Origin of the sequence: Streptomyces sp. NPDC002790, from assembly GCF_040295505.1 — a bacterium.
Lineage (GTDB): Bacteria > Actinomycetota > Actinomycetes > Streptomycetales > Streptomycetaceae > Streptomyces.
This window is the reverse complement of record NZ_JBEOVM010000051.1, coordinates 24,983-43,925: the sequence shown is the minus strand read 5'-3', so window position 1 is coordinate 43,925 and position 18,943 is coordinate 24,983. Positions and strand designations below refer to the sequence as shown.

General features: G+C 72.6%; 14 protein-coding genes. 8 read left to right on the top strand and 6 right to left on the bottom strand.

Annotated features, from left to right (window positions below):
* Positions 1 to 135: 135 nt before the first annotated feature.
* The 4 genes from ABT004_RS22135 to yczE form a co-directional block, all read right to left on the bottom strand.
* Entirely contained in the window at positions 136 to 516 is a 381-nt protein-coding gene (locus ABT004_RS22135) for an RNA polymerase-binding protein RbpA (protein WP_266721963.1), read from the bottom strand.
* A gap of 256 nt (positions 517 to 772) precedes the next feature.
* Positions 773 to 2,128, bottom strand: a complete 1,356-nt coding sequence (locus ABT004_RS22130; protein WP_351339512.1) for an MFS transporter — start codon at positions 2,126 to 2,128, stop codon at positions 773 to 775.
* A gap of 52 nt (positions 2,129 to 2,180) precedes the next feature.
* A complete protein-coding gene (locus tag ABT004_RS22125; RefSeq protein ID WP_351339509.1) occupies positions 2,181 to 2,948 on the bottom strand; it encodes a glycerophosphodiester phosphodiesterase family protein in 768 nt (255 codons plus the stop codon).
* The gene (yczE, locus tag ABT004_RS22120; RefSeq protein WP_351339507.1) at positions 2,945 to 3,655 is read right to left on the bottom strand and encodes a membrane protein YczE; all 711 of its coding nucleotides are present in this window, start codon (positions 3,653 to 3,655) and stop codon (positions 2,945 to 2,947) included. The genes ABT004_RS22125 and yczE overlap by 4 nt, the downstream gene beginning before the upstream one ends.
* 64 nt (positions 3,656 to 3,719) lie before the next feature.
* On the opposite strand from yczE, the gene ABT004_RS22115 reads away from it, so the two are divergent.
* Positions 3,720 to 5,228 (top strand): SCO1417 family PLP biosynthesis transcription factor, encoded by a 1,509-nt coding sequence (locus tag ABT004_RS22115; protein ID WP_351339505.1) that lies wholly within the window; start codon positions 3,720 to 3,722, stop codon positions 5,226 to 5,228.
* Between the two features lie 53 nt (positions 5,229 to 5,281).
* Here the strand turns inward: ABT004_RS22115 and ABT004_RS22110 are convergent, their stop codons facing one another.
* Positions 5,282 to 6,862, bottom strand: coding sequence for a hypothetical protein (locus ABT004_RS22110; protein WP_351339502.1), 1,581 nt, complete (start codon positions 6,860 to 6,862; stop codon positions 5,282 to 5,284).
* Positions 6,863 to 6,899: 37 nt separating this feature from the next.
* The gene (locus ABT004_RS22105) at positions 6,900 to 7,094 is read right to left on the bottom strand and encodes a hypothetical protein (RefSeq protein WP_266598445.1); all 195 of its coding nucleotides are present in this window, start codon (positions 7,092 to 7,094) and stop codon (positions 6,900 to 6,902) included.
* A gap of 281 nt (positions 7,095 to 7,375) precedes the next feature.
* Here ABT004_RS22105 and ABT004_RS22100 point away from each other — a divergent pair, with 281 nt between their 5' ends.
* The 7 genes from ABT004_RS22100 (at position 7,376) to ABT004_RS22070 (ending at position 18,897) form a co-directional block, all read left to right on the top strand.
* Positions 7,376 to 7,768: an ankyrin repeat domain-containing protein gene (locus ABT004_RS22100; RefSeq protein ID WP_351339499.1), complete on the top strand. Its 393-nt coding sequence runs from the start codon at positions 7,376 to 7,378 to the stop codon at positions 7,766 to 7,768.
* A 279-nt stretch (positions 7,769 to 8,047) separates the two neighbouring features.
* The gene (locus tag ABT004_RS22095; RefSeq protein WP_351339496.1) at positions 8,048 to 9,460 is read left to right on the top strand and encodes a HEAT repeat domain-containing protein; all 1,413 of its coding nucleotides are present in this window, start codon (positions 8,048 to 8,050) and stop codon (positions 9,458 to 9,460) included.
* Between the two features lie 224 nt (positions 9,461 to 9,684).
* Entirely contained in the window at positions 9,685 to 10,887 is a 1,203-nt protein-coding gene (locus ABT004_RS22090; RefSeq protein WP_351339493.1) for a cysteine desulfurase-like protein, read from the top strand.
* Positions 10,888 to 10,992: 105 nt separating this feature from the next.
* Positions 10,993 to 11,685 (top strand): GntR family transcriptional regulator, encoded by a 693-nt coding sequence (locus ABT004_RS22085; protein ID WP_351339521.1) that lies wholly within the window; start codon positions 10,993 to 10,995, stop codon positions 11,683 to 11,685.
* Positions 11,686 to 11,777: 92 nt separating this feature from the next.
* Positions 11,778 to 13,304 (top strand): hypothetical protein, encoded by a 1,527-nt coding sequence (locus tag ABT004_RS22080; RefSeq protein WP_351339491.1) that lies wholly within the window; start codon positions 11,778 to 11,780, stop codon positions 13,302 to 13,304.
* 52 nt (positions 13,305 to 13,356) lie between these two features.
* Entirely contained in the window at positions 13,357 to 14,253 is an 897-nt protein-coding gene (locus tag ABT004_RS22075; protein ID WP_351339490.1) for a hypothetical protein, read from the top strand.
* A gap of 36 nt (positions 14,254 to 14,289) precedes the next feature.
* Entirely contained in the window at positions 14,290 to 18,897 is a 4,608-nt protein-coding gene (locus ABT004_RS22070; protein ID WP_351339487.1) for a coiled-coil domain-containing protein, read from the top strand.
* The last annotated feature ends 46 nt before the right edge of the window (positions 18,898 to 18,943 follow it).

Genomic DNA, 18,943 nt, shown 5'->3' with positions numbered 1-18,943 from the left:
ACTTCTCCCACATTCCAGGCAACCCGATAGGCTTGTTCGTTCTTGCCCTCCGCTGTCTCCTCTCGGCGTGGCGCGGGCCCGCCCCACCCCGGCCCGCCCCCCCCCCCCGGCCGTTGTGCGGTGTGCTTCTGGGAGTCAGGCGGACTTGCGGCCGCTGTTGTCCCGCGGGTGCACCGCGATGTTCATCGCGCCCGAACGCAGAACTGCCAGACGCTCCTCGAGGACCTCTTCGAGCTCCTCACGGGTGCGCCGCTCCATCAGCATGTCCCAGTGCGTACGAGCCGGCTTCCCCTTCTTCTCCTCAGGGCCGTCACCGTCAACGAGAAGTGCCTGGGCCCCGCAGACCTTGCACTCCCACTCCGGCGGAATCTCGGCCTCCACCGAGAAGGGCATCTCAAAACGATGTCCCTTCTCGCATGCGTACTCCACGGCCTGGCGCGGAGCCAGGTCGATGCCGCGGTCCGTCTCGTAGCTGGTCACTACGAGGCGTGTGCCGCGAAGAGCTCGCTCACTCATGAATCGTGCCTCCCGGGCTTGTCGCCCACAGGACAGGTGTCGCTGTCGTCGTCATCCGGTCAACGTCCGGTCGGCGGTAAAGATTCCCGGTTCCCGGGTCATGCGTCGCCGTCGTAGCCGCCCCTTGTTGTACCCACCCGTGACCGGTTTGTCACATCTGACGCAGGATGTCACCCAGCGTTTTGCGATCTAGACGTGCAGTAACGGTACGCCTGGCAGGCCAACCGCGTACACTACCGGGATTTGCCTTCAGGTGCTAAATCCGGGCCGGTATGGAATTGCCGGCATCGCGTACCGCCCGGTGGACCGGAACCCTCGCGAGCAGGACAAAACCGATCACGAAGAAGGCGACAAGGGAAACGATCGCGTCGCGATAGCTCCCGGTCAGCTGGTAGGCGAGCCCGAACACCAGGGGCCCCAGCCAGCTCATGCCGCGGTCGCTCATCTCGTACGCGGAGAAGTACTCGGCCTCCTTGCCGACCGGTACGAGGTGCGAGAACAGTGAGCGGGACAGTGCTTGGGTGCCGCCCAGGACGAGCCCGATACCGGCGGCGAGGACGAAGAACCACGTGGGCGCCCCGGCCGGCAGGAAGTAGCCGGCCCCGATCGTCACCGTCCACGCCACGAGAGAACCGAGGATCGTGCGCTTGGCGCCGTACGTACGGGCGAGGCGGCCCATCGCGAGCGCCCCGGCCACCGCCAGGAGCTGCACGAGGAGTACCGCCACGATGAGCGTCGACTGGTCGAGTCCGAGCTCCTCGGAGCCGTAGATGGAGGCCTGCGAGATCACCGTCTGCACGCCGTCGTTGTAGACCAGGTAGGCGAGGAGGAAGGAGAGCGTCAGCGGGTGGCGGCGCATGTCCTTCACCGTGGCCAGCAGTTGCCGAGGGCCGGAGGTCTTGCCTCCCGGCGTGGGCTCTGTGCGCCGGTCGCGCAGGCGGCGCAGCGGCACCACGGTGAACGCGCCCCACCAGACACCCGCCGACGCCAGGCAGATGCGTACCGCTGTCGACTCGGAGACACCGAAGGTGTCGTGTGCCGTGTACAGCACCAGGTTCGCCAGAAGGACGAGGGCGCCCGAGGCGTAACCGAAGGCCCAGCCGCGCGAGGAGACCGCGTCGCGCTCCTCCGGGGGCGCGATCTGCGGCAGGTACGAGTTGTAGAGCACCATCGAGACGGCGAGCGAGGAATTCGCGACCACGAGCAGCAGGCCGCCCATTAGGTAGCGGTCACCGTCCAGGAAGAACATCCCGGCCGTCGCCGCCGCGCCTATGTAGGCGCACAGTGCGAGCAGCGGCTTCTTGCGGCCCGTGCGGTCCGCTGCCGCACCAGCGAGGGGCATCACGAAGATCGAAAGGATCACCGACAGGGAGACCGAGTACGCGAAGAACGAGCCCGCGCGGACCGGGATGCCCAAGGGGTGCACAAAGCCGTCCGCGTCCGCCGCGGCCTTCGCGACCGAGGTCAGATACGGCCCCAGGAACACCGTCAGGACGCTGGTCGAATAGACCGAGCACGCCCAGTCGTAGAAGTACCAGCCGCGCTGCTCGCGCTTGCGCTCCGCGAGCGCGGACGCCCCCTGCGCCGTCTCCCGCGCGATCTCGGTGCCCACCCGTGTCCCCGTCCCCTCGCCGTCCCCGGCGTCCGGCGCCGCGGGGTGGCGGTCAGACCCACGCCCCCCGGTCCTTGAGGACGTCCCGCAGCGTCTCGATGTGATCGGAAACTATGCCATCGACCCCGAGGTCGAGAAGTCGCCGCATCTCCTTCTCGTCGTTCACCGTCCACACGTGGACCTGCAGGCCGCGCGCGTGGGCGGCCCGCACGAAGCGGTGGTCGACCACCCGGACCCGCCCGTGTGTCACCGGTACCTGGGCGCAGACGGCGGAGCGGCGCAGCGTCGCCGGAATCCCGTACGAGCGAAGGCGCAGGCCCAGCACTCCACCGGTGCCGTACGAGGTGGCGAGGCGGGGACCCGCGAGCGCCTGCGCGCGGGCGACACGTGTCTCGGAGAAGGAGCCGACGCAGACGCGGTCCCACGCGCGCGTGCGGCGCAGCAGATCGAGGAGGGGGACGAGGGCGGGTTCCGCCTTGACGTCCACGTTCCAGCGCACATCCGGGAACGACTCCAGCAACTCCTCGAAGAGTGGCACCGGTTCGGTGCCCGCCACGCGTGCGTGGCGGACCGTGGGCCACGGGAGGTCGGCGATCCGGCCGCCGTCGTCCGTGACCCGGTCCAGCGTGCTGTCGTGGAAGGCGACCAGGCGCCCGTCGGAGGTCGCGTGCACATCGGTCTCGATATAGCGGTAGCCGAGGTCCACGGCGCGGCGGAACGCGGCGACGGTGTTCTCCAGGCCGTCCGCCGCCCCGCCCCGGTGGGCGAGCGCGAGCGGACCCGGGTGGTCGAGGTAGGGGTGGCGTACGCGCGAGGTCACCGTCGCAGTATGGCCCGTCGAGGTGTGCCGCCGGCGATCGCGGTGGAGCCGGCGGGCGACGCGGGGACGGCGAAGACGCGCAGGAAGAACTGCGCCAGCGGGCCGATCGCCAGGGCGTACAGGACCGTGCCGACGCCGATCGTGCCGCCGAGCAGGAAGCCGCTCGCCACGACGACGATCTCGATGACCGTGCGCATCAGGCGGATCGAGCGGCCGGTGCGCTGGTGGAGCCCGGTCATCAGGCCGTCGCGCGGGCCGGGGCCGAACTTCGCCGCAATGTAGAGGCCGGTCGCGGCCCCGTTGAGCACGATGCCCGCCAGCATCAACGGGATGCGCACTCCGTAGGAGTGCGGGTCCGGCACGACCGCGAGCGTGCCGTCGATCGCGAGGCCCACCACGAAGACGTTCGAGACGGTGCCGAGGCCGGGCCGCTGCCGCAGCGGGATCCACAGGAGCAGCACGATCGCGCCCGCGATGATCGACACGACACCGATGGAGATGCCCGTCAGCTCGGCGAGCCCTTGATGCAGCACGCCCCAGGGCTCCAGGCCGAGCCCCGCCTCCACGAGGAGCGCCGAACTGGCGCCGTACAACGCGAGACCTACGTAGAGCTGCACGAGGCGGCGGACGAGCGGGCCGCCGGGCGACGGAACGGACGGTGACGCGGACAAGGTGAGCCCCTCTGTGGTGGTAGTGGCCTGGCACATGACACTCTGTGGCGTGGAATCGGATGCCAACCATGGCCAATTCGAGGAAGGTGGACTGGCTCGCATGGCCCAGTGGACTTCGGCGATCGGCTCGACCCAGCTCGCCCGGCTGCTCACCTCGCAGCAGCCGCGCCCCGCGGGCCCCGGCACCCGCCGCCCGCCCGCCTACCGCGCCCTCGCCGACGGCATCCGCCTCCTCGTCCTGGAGGGCCGCGTCCCGGTGGCCACGCGGCTTCCTGCCGAGCGCGAACTCGCCCAGGCATTCTCCGTGAGTCGCACCACGGTCGCGGCCGCCTACGAGGCGCTGCGCGGCGAAGGGTTCCTGGAGTCCCGCAGGGGAGCGGGCAGTTGGACCGCCGTGCCCGCCGGGAATCCGCTCCCCGCGCGCGGCCTTGAGCCGCTGCCGCCCGAGGCCCTCGGCTCCATGATCGACCTCGGCACGGCGGCGCTGCCCGCCCCCGAACCGTGGCTGACCCGCGCCGTGCAGGGCGCCCTGGAAGAGCTGCCGCCGTACGCCCACACCCACGGCGACTACCCGGCGGGGCTGCCCGCGCTGCGCACCATGATCGCCGAGCGGTACACCACGCACGGCATCCCGACCATGCCCGAACAGATCATGGTCACGACCGGCGCGATGGGCGCCATCGACGCGATCTGCCACCTCTTCGCGGGCCGCGGCGAGCGTGTGGCCGTGGAGTCGCCCTCGTACGCGAACATTCTTCAGCTGATGCGCGAGGCGGGCCTCAGGCTCGTGCCCGTCGCCATGGCCGACGGGCTCCGGGGGTGGGATCTCGACCGTTGGCGCCAGGTCCTGCGCGAGGCGGCGCCCCGACTCGCCTACGTAGTCGCCGATTTCCACAATCCGACGGGCGCGCTCGCCGACGAGGAGCAGCGCCGCTCGCTGGTCGACTCCGCGCGCGCGGCGGGCACCGTGCTGGTGGTCGACGAGACCATGACCGAGCTGTACTTCGACGAGGACGGCGGAGCCGCGGCGATGCCGCGCCGGGTCTGCGCGTTCGACCCCGCGGGCTCCACGGTGATCACGGTCGGCTCGGCCAGCAAGGCGTTCTGGGCGGGCATGCGCATCGGCTGGGTGCGGGCCGCACCCGACGTCATCCGCAGCCTGGTGGCCGCGCGCGCGTACGCGGACCTCGGCACCCCGGTCGTGGAGCAGCTGGCGGTGAACTGGCTGCTGAACACCGGCGGTTGGGAAGAGGCCGTCGCGCTGCGGCGCGGACAGGCGCGCGGGAACCGTGACGCGCTGGTGGCCGCCGTGCGGCGGGAGCTGCCCGACTGGGAGTTCGACGTGCCGAACGGGGGCCTCACCCTGTGGGTCAAGGCCGGCGGCCTGTCGGGCTCGCGCCTCGCCGAGCTCGGCGAGCGGGTCGGGGTACGTGTCCCCTCGGGGCCCCGCTTCGGCGTCGACGGGGCCTTCGAGGGGTACGTACGGCTGCCGTTCACCGTGGGCGGTGCCGTGGCCGACGAGGCGGCGGCGCGGCTCGCGGCGGCGGCGCAGCTGGTCCGGGACGGTCAGGGCGCGGGCGGGGACGTGCCGCGCACCCTGATCGCGTAACCGGCTCGCGTCCTTGTGAAGAGAGCCGCTGCTTACGGGCCGATCCCTGTTCCTCAGCGCTCGGCCAGCGCCTCGGCCTCGTCGGGCACCGCCTCGACCGGGGTCTCGATGGTCGCGTCGCCCGGCGTGCTGCGCTCCGGGAGGAGGGCCGTGACCGCCTGCCGGTGGGTCTCGCTCGTCGCGTCGTCGTACGGGTCCGGGGTCGCCGGGACCTGAAGGCGGTGGACAGGGCCCGTGCCCAGGCGGGCGTAGCCGCGGCCCGCCGGGATGTCGGCGGTGGGTGTCGTCTGCGGCAGGACGCCGAGCACGTCCCGCAGCTCCTCCGGAGCGGCCGGGCCGAGCACCACGCGCGCGCGGGTGTGCTGCCGGACCGGGTCGATCAGGGCGTCGAGGCTGTCGAACTGCTCGGCCACGACGACCGTCACGCCGGCCGCGCGGCCGTGCCTGAGAGGCACCTGGAGCAGCGTCTGCGGGTCCTTGCGGCCGTCCGCGGCCGCGAGGTGGCCCAGGGCGCCTGGGCGGTCCAGCAGGATCCACAGCGGGCGCTTGATGTCGTCCGGGGTGGGGTGCCCGGCCTGTCGCGCCCGGTTCGCGGCGATCAGCCGCCGCTCCGTCTCGTGTGCGGCCCATTCGAGGCTGGTCAGCGCGCCGGCAAGACCGCACTCCACGGCGAGCACCCCGGGGCGGCCGACCAGGGACGCGTAGTCGCCCGTCCCGCTGCCCTCGACGATCAGTACGTCACCGTGGCGCAGCGCCTGCAGTGCCACGGAACGCAGCAGGGACGTCGTGCCGCTGCCCGGCTGCCCCGCGATCAGCAGGTGCGGCTCGGTGGAGCGGACGCCGGTGCGCCACACGACGGGCGGTTCGTCCCGCTCCTCCTCGCCCGCCAGCACCGGCAGGGTGCGCTGGACGCCGGTCCCGTCGGTGAAGCCGAGCACGGTCTCGCCGGGCGAGGTCACGAAGTGCTGGGCGGCGATGTCCGTGGGCAGTGGGTCGAGCACGTTCACCGTCAGGTGGTTGCCCTCCTCGTCCCACGCGAAGTGGTACTCGCGGCCCCGGCCGAGCTTGGCGTGCAGCAGTTGCTCGATCCGGGCCCGCGACGCCGCTTCCCCGTCCGTGAAGTAGGCGGGGTAGCGGATGTCGATCCGGTCGACACGGCCGTCGCCGTCGAAGTCGAACGTCTCGAAGGCCTGCTCCCAGTCGCCCCCGTGGGCGTACAGCGGGCTCGGGTCGTCGGCTACGGAGAAGTACGGTACGAGCGCCTCGTAGAGCGACGAGAGGCGCTGTACCTGCGAATCGTCGGGGCCGGTCTGCTCCGGCGGCTTCGGATCGCGCCCCTTCCATCCGGCCGCCGCCATCAGGGTGATGAGCGCCAGCAGCGGACCGTACGGAATGAACACCACGACCAGGACGACGGCGGCCACCAGGAAGAGCAGCGGTCCGCGCCGCTCCTTGGGGGTGTTCGCCCACTTCTGCCGCCCGGCACCGGCCAGGCGACGCAGTCCACGGCTGACCGTGATGAGGGGGTGGAGTACGTCGGTGGCACCGTCGGCGGCCGTCCGAGCCATGTCCCGGCTCCGGGCGATCGTGGCGCTGCCGTTGCTCAGAATGCGGGGGAGTGGGCGCCTGGCCACGTCGTTCTCCTGGTGGTGTGTGCGGGTGAGTGGTCCGTCAGAACTTGATCCCGCCGAGCAGGCTGGCGAGGCTCTGGCCGCCCGCCTTGATGCTCGGGGCGATGGCCGTGCCCGCCAAGTAGAAGCCGAAGAGGGCGCAGACCAGCGCGTGCGAGGCCTTCAGGCCGTCCTTGCGGAAGAACAGGAAGACGATGATGCCGAGCAGCACGACACCCGAGATGGACAGGATCATGAGGGTTCTCCTGGTTGATGGGGACAGTCACCATGAGTTCTTCCAGGCTCACAGCATGTATCTATACGACAAAAGGTGCAAATGGGTGGAAAAGCCAGGCTTTCACCCAATTGACCGGCTGCTGCTGAGCTGCTCGAGCGTGCTGCCGGACACTCGTCCGCACCGTTCGTGATCTTTGCCTCGGCGGGATCGGGTCATGTGCCGGACCGGGCAGTACCCTGTCGATTCACTCGTACGGCTGCACGGCCGTACCTGCACGTAGGAGAAAGGCGGTCCGCCCGATGAGCGAAGCCCCCGACCCGGAGGTCGTGGAGCTGGCCACCAAGATCTTCGACCTCGCGCGAAGCGGCGAGACGGAGGCTCTCATGGGCTACGTGGACGCCGGGGTGCCGGCGAACCTCACGAACGACCGGGGCGACACGCTCGTCATGCTCGCCGCCTATCACGGGCACGCGGAGGCGGTGCGCGCCCTCCTGGAGCGCGGCGCCGACGCGAACCGCGCCAACGACAAGGGCCAGACCCCGCTCGCGGGCGCCGTCTTCAAGGGCGCCGACGACGTGATCGGCGCGCTGCTCGACGGGGGCGCCGATCCGGCCGCGGGGACCCCTTCGGCGGTCGACACGGCCCGGATGTTCGGCAAGACGGAGCTCGTCGACCTCTTCGGCACCTCCTGACACACCGACTCTGACCAGGCAAAACGGGGGTGCGAGAAATGTGGTCGCGGTGGGTTGAACCGCTGGGTCATGATGACGGCGTGATTTACGGACGCGAGGCCGGGGCAGGTGGTGCCCACGCGCAGAGCGGGCCGTGAACGGCCCGGTTCCGGGCCTTGGACGAGAGGCAGAGAAATGGGTAGCAGCAAGCAAGAGACGGCGGGCGCTCCGACGTGTTGTCACGTGGCCAGGTAGGTGATCGTCCCGGTTGCGTCGACGCTTGATGTGAGGCTGTTTCCCATGTTCGAACCGGTCATAGGACCCAGCGGTACGCTGCTCGGCCTGCTGCAGAGGGGCCGCGGCGACGGCACGCTGCACGCGCTGACGGCGCCGCGTGCCGAGGCCCTCGCGGCTCTCAATCACTGTGTGCTGAGCGACCCCCGCCACGACTGGCAGGTGGAGAACCGCTCGCTGTACTACGCCCGCCTCTACGTCGATCTCCATGGCGAGCTCGACGAGATCGAGCGGCACCTCTTCGACCCCGAGGACCTCCTCGACACCGAGGAGTCGCGTACGGGCCTGGCGCTCGCGGTCCTCGGCCACCTCGCCTCCTACGGCAGGCAGGACGCCCTCGAGCTGCTGCGCAGGTACGCCGCCTTGGGCGGCAACTGGGCCTGGGCGCTCGACGAGCTGGCCCTGCGCGACGACGACGCGGGACTGCGCGCGCTCGCCGAGCCCGTCCTCGCCCGCTTCCCGGCTGACGCCGAGGCCGAACTCGCCGTCGTCGTGCGCGACGCCTTCGAACCGCGACCCTGGCGCCTGTGGGCCGAGGACCCGCGCCCGCATGTGGGGGCACGCGTGCGTGCCGCGCAGGAAACCGGCTCCTTCGACCGCTGGCAGCGGCAGATGCGGCCGGCGGGACCGCGCCCCGAGTGGAGCGTGCAGGCCGTCTTCGACTGGGCGCAGGAGGGCTTCGAGCGGGGCGCCGTCCTGTACGTGCCCGCCGCCCGCTGCCTGACCGCCGTGGCGGGTCCGCAGGACCACGCCGAGATCCTGCGCGCCGCGCAGGACGGGACCGACGGGGCGCGCTGCACCGCGCTGCGCTACCTCGCCGACATGCATGATCCGGCCGTACTCGAACTCATCGAGGCCGCGGTGGAGGCGCCGTCCCGCGCGGTCGTGGACGCCGCGCTGGACGCCTTCGAGCGGATGCGCAGCGTCGCCGTCGTACAGCGGGCCCGGCAGTGGGCGCCCCGGCCGGACGCGCTCGGCGCCGCCGCGGGCCGCATGCTCGCCTGTAGGGGCGGCGCACGGGACGGCGAACTCGTCCTCACCTCCCTACGGGAGGCAGTACGCGGTGACGGTCCCGACGCCCCCACCCTCTGGCCGCTCGTCGACGGGGCCGGACGGCTCGGCATCGTCAGTGCCGCTCCCGTGCTGCGGCACATCTACCGGGAGACGGCGTCCTCACATCTGCGCGGGCGCGCCGCCTGCGCGCTCGCCGCCACCGATCCCTCCTTCGCCGCCGGGTTCGCCGTCGAGTGCCTGTGGGACTGCGAGGAGAGCACCCGGGAGGTCGCCGCGCGGCACGCCGAGACGGGCGACGCCCGCGTCGTCGATCAACTGCGCCGCCTCGCCGCCGATCCGGCCGAGGAGGACGAGGTGCAGACCGCGGTCCGCAGCAGGATCGGGCCCGACGCCCCCGCGTTGTGACGCGCTGATTTCCGGGAGGTGGTCCTTCGGCGAGGGGCCACCTTCTCGTGATTCACCTGCGGACTTCGGGCGCCCGCCCGGCCCCGGGGCTGGGGGTGCCGTTCCGGGCTTGCGATCATGTGGCGGGGGTCGCGGGAGCGGCTCCCGGTACGAGCCAGCCGTGCGAGGTCTGCCCCTGACCAGGAGAAGGCCCCGCATCGCCTACGCACCATAGGAGTTGAGCCATGGCCCTCGACATCGCCGCCATCCGGGCACAGATACCCGCCCTGAAGTCCGGCACGGCCCGCTTCGACGCGCCCGGCGGCACCCAGACCCCCGCGCGGGTGATCGACGCCGTCGCCGCCGCACTGGCCGGGCCGCTGGCGAACCGGGGGCAGACGACGGAGGGCGAACGCCGTGCCGACGGGATCGTCGTCGAGGCCCGTGCGGCGCTGGCCGATCTGCTCGGCACCACGCCGGGGACCGTCGCGTTCGGGCGCAGTGCCACGCAGCTCGTCTACGACCTCTCCCGGACGCTCGCCAAGACCTGGCGGCCGGGCGACGAGGTGGTCGTCACCCGGCTCGACCACGATTCCAACATCCGTCCGTGGGTGCAGGCGGCCGAAGCGGCGGGCGCCACCGTACGGTGGGTCGACTTCGACCCGGAGACGGGCGAGCTGCGGCCCGAGCACCTTGAAGCGGTGCTCTCGGAACGTACCCGCCTGGTGGCCATCACCGCCGCGTCCAACCTGATAGGCACGCGTCCCGACCTGCCGGCCCTGGCCGCCCTCACTCACGAAGTGGGCGCTCTCTTCCACGTGGACGCGGTGCACTACGCCTCGCATGCCGCGGTCGACCTGGCGGCACTCGGCGCGGACACGCTGGTCTGCTCGCCCTACAAGTTCCTCGGCCCGCACCTGGGCGTGCTCACCGGCCGCGCCGAGGTGCTCGAGTCGCTGCGCCCCGACAAGCTGCAGCCGTCCAGCGACGCCGTACCGGAGCGCTTCGAACTCGGCACCCTGCCCTATGAGTTGCTGGCCGGGGCGAGCGCCGCCGTGGACTTTCTCGCGGGCCTGAGCGTGGGCGCCCCCGGCAGCCGCAGGGAGCGCCTCGTCGCCTCCTTCGCGGCCCTGGAGGAGCACGAGGACGCGCTGCGACAGCGCATGGAGGCAGGCCTAGCGGACCTCGGCGACATCACGCGGTACTCGCGCGCGGAACTGCGCACCCCGACCCTCCTGTTCACGGTCGAGGGCCGGAGTCCGGCAGAGATCTCCCGGCACCTGGCCGCCCACGGCATCGACGCCCCCGCCGGGTCCTTCTACGCCGTGGAGGCCTCGCGGCGGCTCGGCCTCGGGGACGCCGGCGGCGTCCGGGTGGGCCTCGCCCCCTACAGCAGCGCGGAGGACGTGGAGCGGCTGCTCGAGGCGCTGGAGGCGGTCGTGTCCTGAGACGCGTGAGGCGTCGTTTCCTGAGGAGTTCGCGGCGTCGTTGAACGATCCGTCGATACCAACGTTGTCCCGTTCCCGGAACTGCGCTTGAATTCGGCCGTGGCCATGGACGAACTCAACGACCTCGCGGACGACCGCGCGCTGCTGGGGCGCACCAGCACCGCGGAGCGCGTCGCGGACATCCTGCGCAGCCGGATCGCGGAAGGCTACTTCCCGCCCGGCACACGCCTGTCGGAGGACAGCATCGGAGGCGCCCTCGGAGTGTCGCGCAACACGCTCCGTGAGTCGTTCCGGCTGCTCACGCACGAGCGGCTGCTCGAACACCGGCTGAACCGCGGGGTCTTCGTGCGCGTCCTGAGCGTCGACGACGTCGAGGACATCTACCGGACCCGGCGCATGGTCGAGTGCGCCGTCGTACGGTCCCTGGGCGACCCCCCGTACGCGCTCGACGGGGTCGCCGCAGCCGTCGCCGACGGTCACCGCGGGGCCGAGCGGCGCGAGTGGAAGAGCGTCTCGACCGCCAACATCCACTTCCACCGCGAACTCGTCGCCCTGGCACGCAGCGAGCGCACCGACGAACTGATGCGCAGCGTCCTGGCCGAGCTACGGCTCGCGTTCCACGTCGTCGATGATCCGCAGCGCCTCCACGAGCCGTACCTGGCACGCAATCTGGAACTCGTGGAGATGCTGCGCGAGGGACGCAGGGACACGGCTGAGACCCTGCTCGGGGAGTACCTCGACGACTCCCGCGACGGGCTCGTCGAGGCGTATCGGCAGCGGATGCCGAAGGACGGGTAGCGGCCTTTCGCGGCTCGTCACGGGCGGGCCCGAAAGCCGTCGCATCTGCGCCGTTTCGACCGTTGTCAGACCCAGCGCATACCCTGTGCTCCGTGACTTCGCCTGCCAGCACGGAATCCGTTCCGCCCCAGCTCAGCGCGGGGCCGCGCCCCGCACCGGGCCCGGCCGCCGACGAGGGGCTGGCGCGCCGCCTTCGCGCGCTCGCGTGCACCGCGCCGCTGCACGATCTGGACGTGCGCAAGGCCAATCTCGCGGGCGAGTACTCGACGTACGGGATGGCGGAGGTGGCGCTGTCCGCCATCGACCTCGTCACGCTGAACATGGACTTCGACACGGGCGCCGACCACGAGCAGATAGTGGCCAGGCTCGTGCCCCGCATCGCGGCACAGACCCCGCAGCGGCCCGCCGCCGAGCACGAGCGGGTGGCCCGCTGGGTCCTGGAGAACCTGATCAACGTCGGCAGCGTGGACCGCGGTTTCCGCGCCGTGTACGGCACGTTCGCGCCGGACGGCTCCTACGTACGGCGTGATTACGACTTCAAGCTGATCGAGGAAGTCCCCGGCTACGGGGGCAGCGTCTACCTCCGCACGACGGACGAGGCGGTGAACGTACTGGTCGGCGCCCTCGACACGGACGTCACCAGCGCGCAGATCGCCGCCGAGGTCAAGCTCGAGGTGCTGATCAGCCGCGGCCGGCTCGCCGACGCGCAGCTCGCCGCCGAGCAGGCCAGATACCGGACCGTGCAGTACTCGGAGACGCTCCGCAAGGCGCTGGACGCGACGCGGCGCAATGTGCGCGCCGTCGACTGGCTGCAGGCCGTGCCCGACATGATCGCCGAGGCGCTCGACCACGTCGCGGACCGCTACCGGCACGAGAACGCGATCCTGACGAACATCCGCAAGGCCCGCGACGAGGCGGAGGACCAGGAGCACAAGCGCCGCGCCGCCGAGCTCGTCGACATCGTCAAGGACTGCATCCGCCGCCACACGCAGCTGCAGTCGCGCCTCCTGGAGGCAGGGCCACTGTTCCGCGCCGAGCAGGACCGGCAGGCCTTCACGGCGCCCTCCGCGCGCGCGGGCCTCGACCTGTACGGGCAGCTCCTCGCGCCGCTGCTGCCGCTCCCGGTGGAGAGCGCGGCCAAGGCGACCGACGCGTTCTTCGCGCACGGCACAGGGCTCCGTACGCCCGTGTCCGTCCGCGTGGGCGACCTGGTCGACATACTGCTCACGCCCCCCATGGAGCGCGAGCACCTCGGTGCGGAGATGCCCGAGCCGGACCTCATCGCGACGCCGAACGACAGCCGGTTCAGCGAGGAGCAGCTCGCGGGCGCCATGGAGCTGCTCGACCTGCCGTCGGACGCGCCGCGCCGGCTGTCAGGACTGCTCGCCGACGCCCGCAAGCGCGATACCGAACTGCCTTACTTGGTGGCCCTGTTGGCGGTCCACGCCGCGAGCCCGCCGGTCGGCACCGCCTACCGCCAGGGCGAGGAGAAGCTGCTGTTCGCCGTGGATGACGGCACCGAGCTCGACGACCCGGAGTTCGGCGGCGCCGACCTCATCGTGGGCACGGCCCTGCTCGACGCGGTCGGGATGGCCGCGGACCGGACGGAGGCCGCGTGATGCCGACCCACGTCCCCGTAGGACATGCAACACCCATGAAGGAGCACCACCCGTGACCGAGTACGCCGAAGAGCACGCCGAATGGGGCGAGCCCGAAGCTCCGGGCTCGGTCAGGGCCGCCCAGGCGCCCGTCACCCCGGCCGATGCCGCCGACGCGGCACGGCTCGTCTCCTTCGGTCTCCAGCCGAAGCTGCAGCCCTCCCGTGACCAGGAGTACGGCGAGCTGCTGCGCCGCTACCGCGAGGACCCGCCCTTCGCCCGGCTCGCCGACGCCGTGGCCACCGGGCTCGGCCTCGTCGTCCTGGAGGTGTCCCCGCGCGCGGGGATGGCCGTGACCGCCGCGGAGGACTCCGTGTTCGCGGTGCGCATGGGCGACTACGCGCGCAAGGCGACCGCCGACTCCACCGACCGTTTCCTGCACGGCCTCGCCCATCTCGCGGTCGCCGCGCTCGCCTTCCCGCGCCCGGAGGACCTCGCCGACGACGGCTACATCGGCCGCGTGAGTGTCAACGGGGTGGACGCTTTCGTCCGGCAGGCCTGCCGCAAGCTGGAGGAGCGGGCCGAGGAGACGGGCGAGAACACCGACCCGGCCACCGAGGCTCCCGGCCTCGAAGCCGCCTGGCGGATCTGGGCGCGGCGCAGCTCCACGGGAGCCACCAAGGACACGCGCCGCCTCGCCAGTTCGACGACCGGCATCGTCGGCAAGGCCGCCGCGTTCCTCACCGACTCCGGCTTCCTGCAGAGAACCGGCGACGACTCGGGCGGCACGTACCGCACCACCGCCCGCTACCAGCTCCAGGTCCGCGACATGGCCGGCACGGCCGCCATGGCCGAGCTTCTCGACCTCGGGGTCGTCCCCGTGACCGACGGGTCCGCGAGTCTGGTGCCGCCGATGGACGAGGACGCGGCCGAGCTCGCCGCCGACGCGGGCCTGCCGTTCCACTCCTGACCTTCTGAACTTCCGTACCTACCACGAGAGTCCGCCATGTACGAGCTGTCCCGGGTTCGCCTCTACTCCATTGGGCCCGCCGGTGCGCGCTACGCCGACACCGTGCTCGACCTGCGGGGCGTCGGCGAGCCCGTGCCCGACCCCGCACCCGCCCAGGCGGAGTTCTTCGAGGACGAGCCCGTCGGCCCGCCGCGCCGCCCCGCGCCGGCCGGCGTGCTCTTCCTGGAGAACGGCGGCGGCAAGTCGGTCCTGCTCAAGCTCATCTTCTCGGTCATGCTGCCCGGTCACCGGAACACCCTGGGCGGCGCCAGCTCCGGCGTGCTGCGCAAGTTCCTCCTCGCCGACGACTGCGGACATGTCGCCCTGGAGTGGCAGCACACGCTCACCGGCGAGTGCGTCGTCGTCGGCAAGGTGAGCGAGTGGCGCGGGCGGCAGGTCTCCAACGACCCGCGGAAGTTCGCCGAGGCCTGGTACTCGTTCAGGCCGGGCCCCGGACTGAGCCTCGACTCGCTGCCGGTCGCCGAGTCCAGCGCCGTACGCGCCGCCGAGGGCGCCTCGGGCGCGCAGGGGCGGCGCCGCACCATGAAGGGCTTCCGTGACGCGCTCACGGAGGCGGGCAAGGCGTACCCGCACCTGGAGGTGCACTGGGAAGACATCCACGACCGGTGGAACGAACACCTCGGTGACCTCGGCCTCGACCCCGAACTCTTCCGCTACCAGCGGGAGATGAACGCGGACGAGGGCGAGGCCGCGGGCCTCTTCGCCGTCAAGAAGGACTCCGACTTCACCGATCTGCTGCTGCGCGCCGTGACCGACACCCGGGACACGGACGGCCTCGCCGACCTGGTGAGCGGGTTCGGGAACAAGCTGGGACGGCGCGCCGAGCTGATCGCCGAGCGCGACTTCACGGCGGGCTCCGTCGACCTGCTCACCCGCATCGTGGAGGCCGCCGACACGCGGGGACGCGCGCGTGACGTGCACGCTGCCGCCGAGCGCCGCACGCGCACGCTGGCGCGCCGGCTGTCCGCCCGCGCCGCCGTCGAGCGCGGCCGTACCGGGGAGCTGGCCCAGCAGGTCACCGCCGCCGCGCACACCGTCACCGAAGCGGACTCGGCGCGCGAGCGCAGCTCCCTGATCGCCGCCGAACTCGCCTACCGTCACGCCTCCCTGGCGCTCGCCGGAGCCGAGAAGGCCGCCGCCGCGCAGAAGCGCGAGCTGGCCGACGCGCGGGGCCTCCACTCCGCGTGGCAGGCCGCCGAGGCCGTCCTGCGCCACCGCGCCGCCGCCGACCGCTCCGCGCGCGTGGCCGTCGCCATCCGCGAGGCCGAGCGCGACGCCGCCCCCGCGCTCGCGGCCCGCGCCAAGGCCGCGTCCGAACTCGTCCGGTCGCTGCACGGCGCCGCCGAGCAGGCCGAAACGCACGCGAACGAGGAGGAGGAGCGCTCCGCCGTCCTCCAGGACGCGGGCGAGACCGCGCACCGCGATGCCACGGCCGCGGCCACCGAGGCCCAGCGTGCCCGCAGTGAACTCGGGCACCTGCGCCAGCGGCTGACCGAGGTCGAGCAGGAAACCACCGAGGCCGTGCGCGCCGGGTGGATCGACGACAGCGTGCCCGACGCCGACCCGGCCCGCGCCGCGCTTGCCGCGGCCGACGCGGAGAAGACGACCGTCGCCGCGTGGGACACCGCACGCGAAGCCGCTCGCCGGGCCTCCGAGCACGCGCGCGAGGCCGCGGCCGTCGATGCCCGCGCCGAGCTGACGGCGGCCCGTGCCGCCGATGCCGCGAGCGCCGCGGAGCAGGCCCACCAGGCGGAGGAGCAGGCGGCGGCCTCCCTCGCGGGGGAGGAGCGACTGGCCGAACTCCTCGGTGTGGGCGGGCCGTTCGCAGCCTCCGGGGCCGCGGAATCCGACGCGGATGCGCAGGACGCCTCCGAGGGCACCCTCACCGCCGAAGACCTGGACCGCTCCGCCGACGACCTGAAGGCGCTCCTCGACGACACCGTGACCGCTGCCGAGCGGCAGCTGTTCGAGCTCCGTACGGCCGCCGCCGACGACTCCCGGATCCTGGGCGCCCTGGGCGACGGCGGCCTGCTCCCGCCGGGCCCCGACGTGCTGGCCACCGTCGAGTTCCTCGGTGAGCACGGCATCCCGGCCCTGCCGGGCTGGCGCTACCTCGCCCAGTCCGTCGATCCGGCCGACCACGCGCGCGTACTCGCCGCCCGGCCCGAGCTGGTCGACGGCGTCGTGATCACCGACCCGGCGGCCCATGGGCGGGCCCGGGAGGCGCTCGCCGGTGCGGCCCTGCTGCCCCGCTCCGCTGTCGCCGTCGGCACCGCCGCCGCGCTGCTCGCCCCGACCCCGGCCGAGAACGCGTCGGACGCGAACGTCTTCCTCGTACCGCCGAACCCGGCCATGCACGACGAGCACGCCGCCGACGAGGAGCGGCAGGCGCTCCGCGAGCGCGCGGCTCGGCGTGACGAGGAAATCCGCACACTTGCCGGGCGCCTCGCCAAGGACCGCGAACTGGCGGCACGCCTCACCTCCTGGCGTTCCGGCTGCCCCACGGGCCGCCTCGCCGAACTCGCCGCCGCGGCCGGTGCGGCCCGTACGTTCGCCGAGGAGTCCGAGGCCGAGCTCGCCGAGGCCCGCACGCTGCGCGCCGAGGCCGACGAGTCCGCCGCCGAGGCGACCCGCGTGCGCGACGAGCGGCAGGAGGCGGCGCAGAAGGCCCGCCGCGCCGCCGACGCGCTCGCCGGGCTCGCGTTCCGCCTGCGCGAGCGCGCCCGCTGGCAGGCGAAGGTCCGCGAACTCGCCGACGAGGCCGTCGAGTCGGAGGCCCGGGCCCATTTCTGCCTGGAGCACGCGCGTTCGGCCGACGAGGACCGCCGGGCCGCCCAGCGCTCCGCCGACGACGCCCGCCGCACCGCCCGCGCCCTGCGCGCCGAGCGCGCCGAGATCGCCGGCGCCCCCGACGACGTACCGGAGGGAGCGGCGCCCCAGGCGTCACTGCCCGCGTTGCGCGAGGCGTACCGGGCCGCGTCCCAGGTCTACGAAAAGGTGGGCGTCGGCGCCGACCTGCGAGCCGAGCAGGCCCGCGCCGAGTCCGACGAGTCCGCGGCGCTCGCCGACCTGGACCGGCTCACCAACAAGGTGCGCACCCGCGCCGCCACCCTGCTGGAAACCTCCGAGGGCGCCGACGGCCCCTCGCGGCAGGCCGCCGCCGCCCGCGCCGAGGAACTCGTCCAGCTCCTGGAGACCCGCGGCTCCACGGCGAGCGAGCAGCTCGGCCGGCTGCGCGGCGAGGCCGAACGGCACGCGCCCGAGGACGGCGACGCGCACACGGAGCTGCCCGAGGACCTCGTCCCGTCCGGCACCGAGCACGCGCAGACCCTGCTGCGCACGGCCACCACCGAACTCGCCGTCCGCACCGACGCGTTGAGCAGCGCCCGCGCCGCCCACGCCGAACTCCTCGACGCACACCGTGCCGCCGAGGACGGGGCCGGGGGCTTCGACGAGACCGCGGCGCTCCTGCGCGATCTGTTGCGCGACCACGCGGACCCGTCGGAGGAGCAGGACGAGCCGGAGCCCTATCCCGGCGCCCTGGAGGAGGCCCGCCAGACGGCGGCCGAGGCCCGGCGCTCGCTGCGCGGCTGCGCCGCCGACCTGTCCACGGCCGAGGCGGCGGTCCGCGAGGCGAGCGACATCCTCGTGCGGCACGCGAACTCCACGCGGTACGAGCAGGTGCGCACGCCCGCCCGTCAGCAGATCCGCGAACTGCCAGCGTCCGCCCTCCCCGAGCACGCGCAGAAGTGGGCCGACGCGTTCGCACCCCGACTGCGCGTCCTCACCGACGAGCTGGCCCAGTTGGAGCGCAACCGCGACTCGATCGTGGACCGGCTGCGCGGCCTCGTGGAGTCCTCGCTCGCCACCCTCCGCTCCGCCCAGCGCCTGTCCCGGCTGCCCGAGGGGCTCGGCGAGTGGTCCGGACAGGAGTTCCTGCGGATCCGCTTCGAGGAGCCCGACCAGGCCACGCTGATCGAGCGGCTCGGCGAGGTGATCGACGAGGCGACCAGTGCGGCCGTGAAGAAGAACTCCGACCTGCGCCGCGACGGCATGTCGCTGCTGCTGCGCGGTGTCGGTGCGGCACTCCAGCCCAAGGGCATCGCCGTCGAGATCCTCAAGCCGGACGCGGTGCTGCGTGCCGAGCGCGTCCCCGTCGGACAGATGGGCGACGTCTTCTCCGGCGGTCAGCTGCTCACCGCGGCCATCGCCCTGTACTGCACGATGGCCGCGCTGCGCTCCAACGACCGGGGCCGCGACAAGCACCGCCACGCGGGCACGCTGTTCCTCGACAACCCGATCGGCCGTGCCAACGCCACGTACCTGCTCGAACTGCAGCGTGCGGTCTCCGACGCGCTCGGCGTGCAACTCCTCTACACCACCGGCCTGTTCGACACGACGGCGCTCGCCGAGTTCCCGCTCGTGATCCGGATGCGCAATGACGCGGATCTCCGGGCCGGCCTGAAGTACATCAGCGTGGAGGAGCACCTGCGTCCGGGGCTGCCGCAGCAGGACCCCGAGGGCGAGACGGTGCACGGCGAGATCACGGCCACGAGGATGTACAAGCGACCTGCTGACGCCTGATGCCTGATGCCTGATGTCTGCTGCCGCTTTCTGGGCGCGCGGCGGG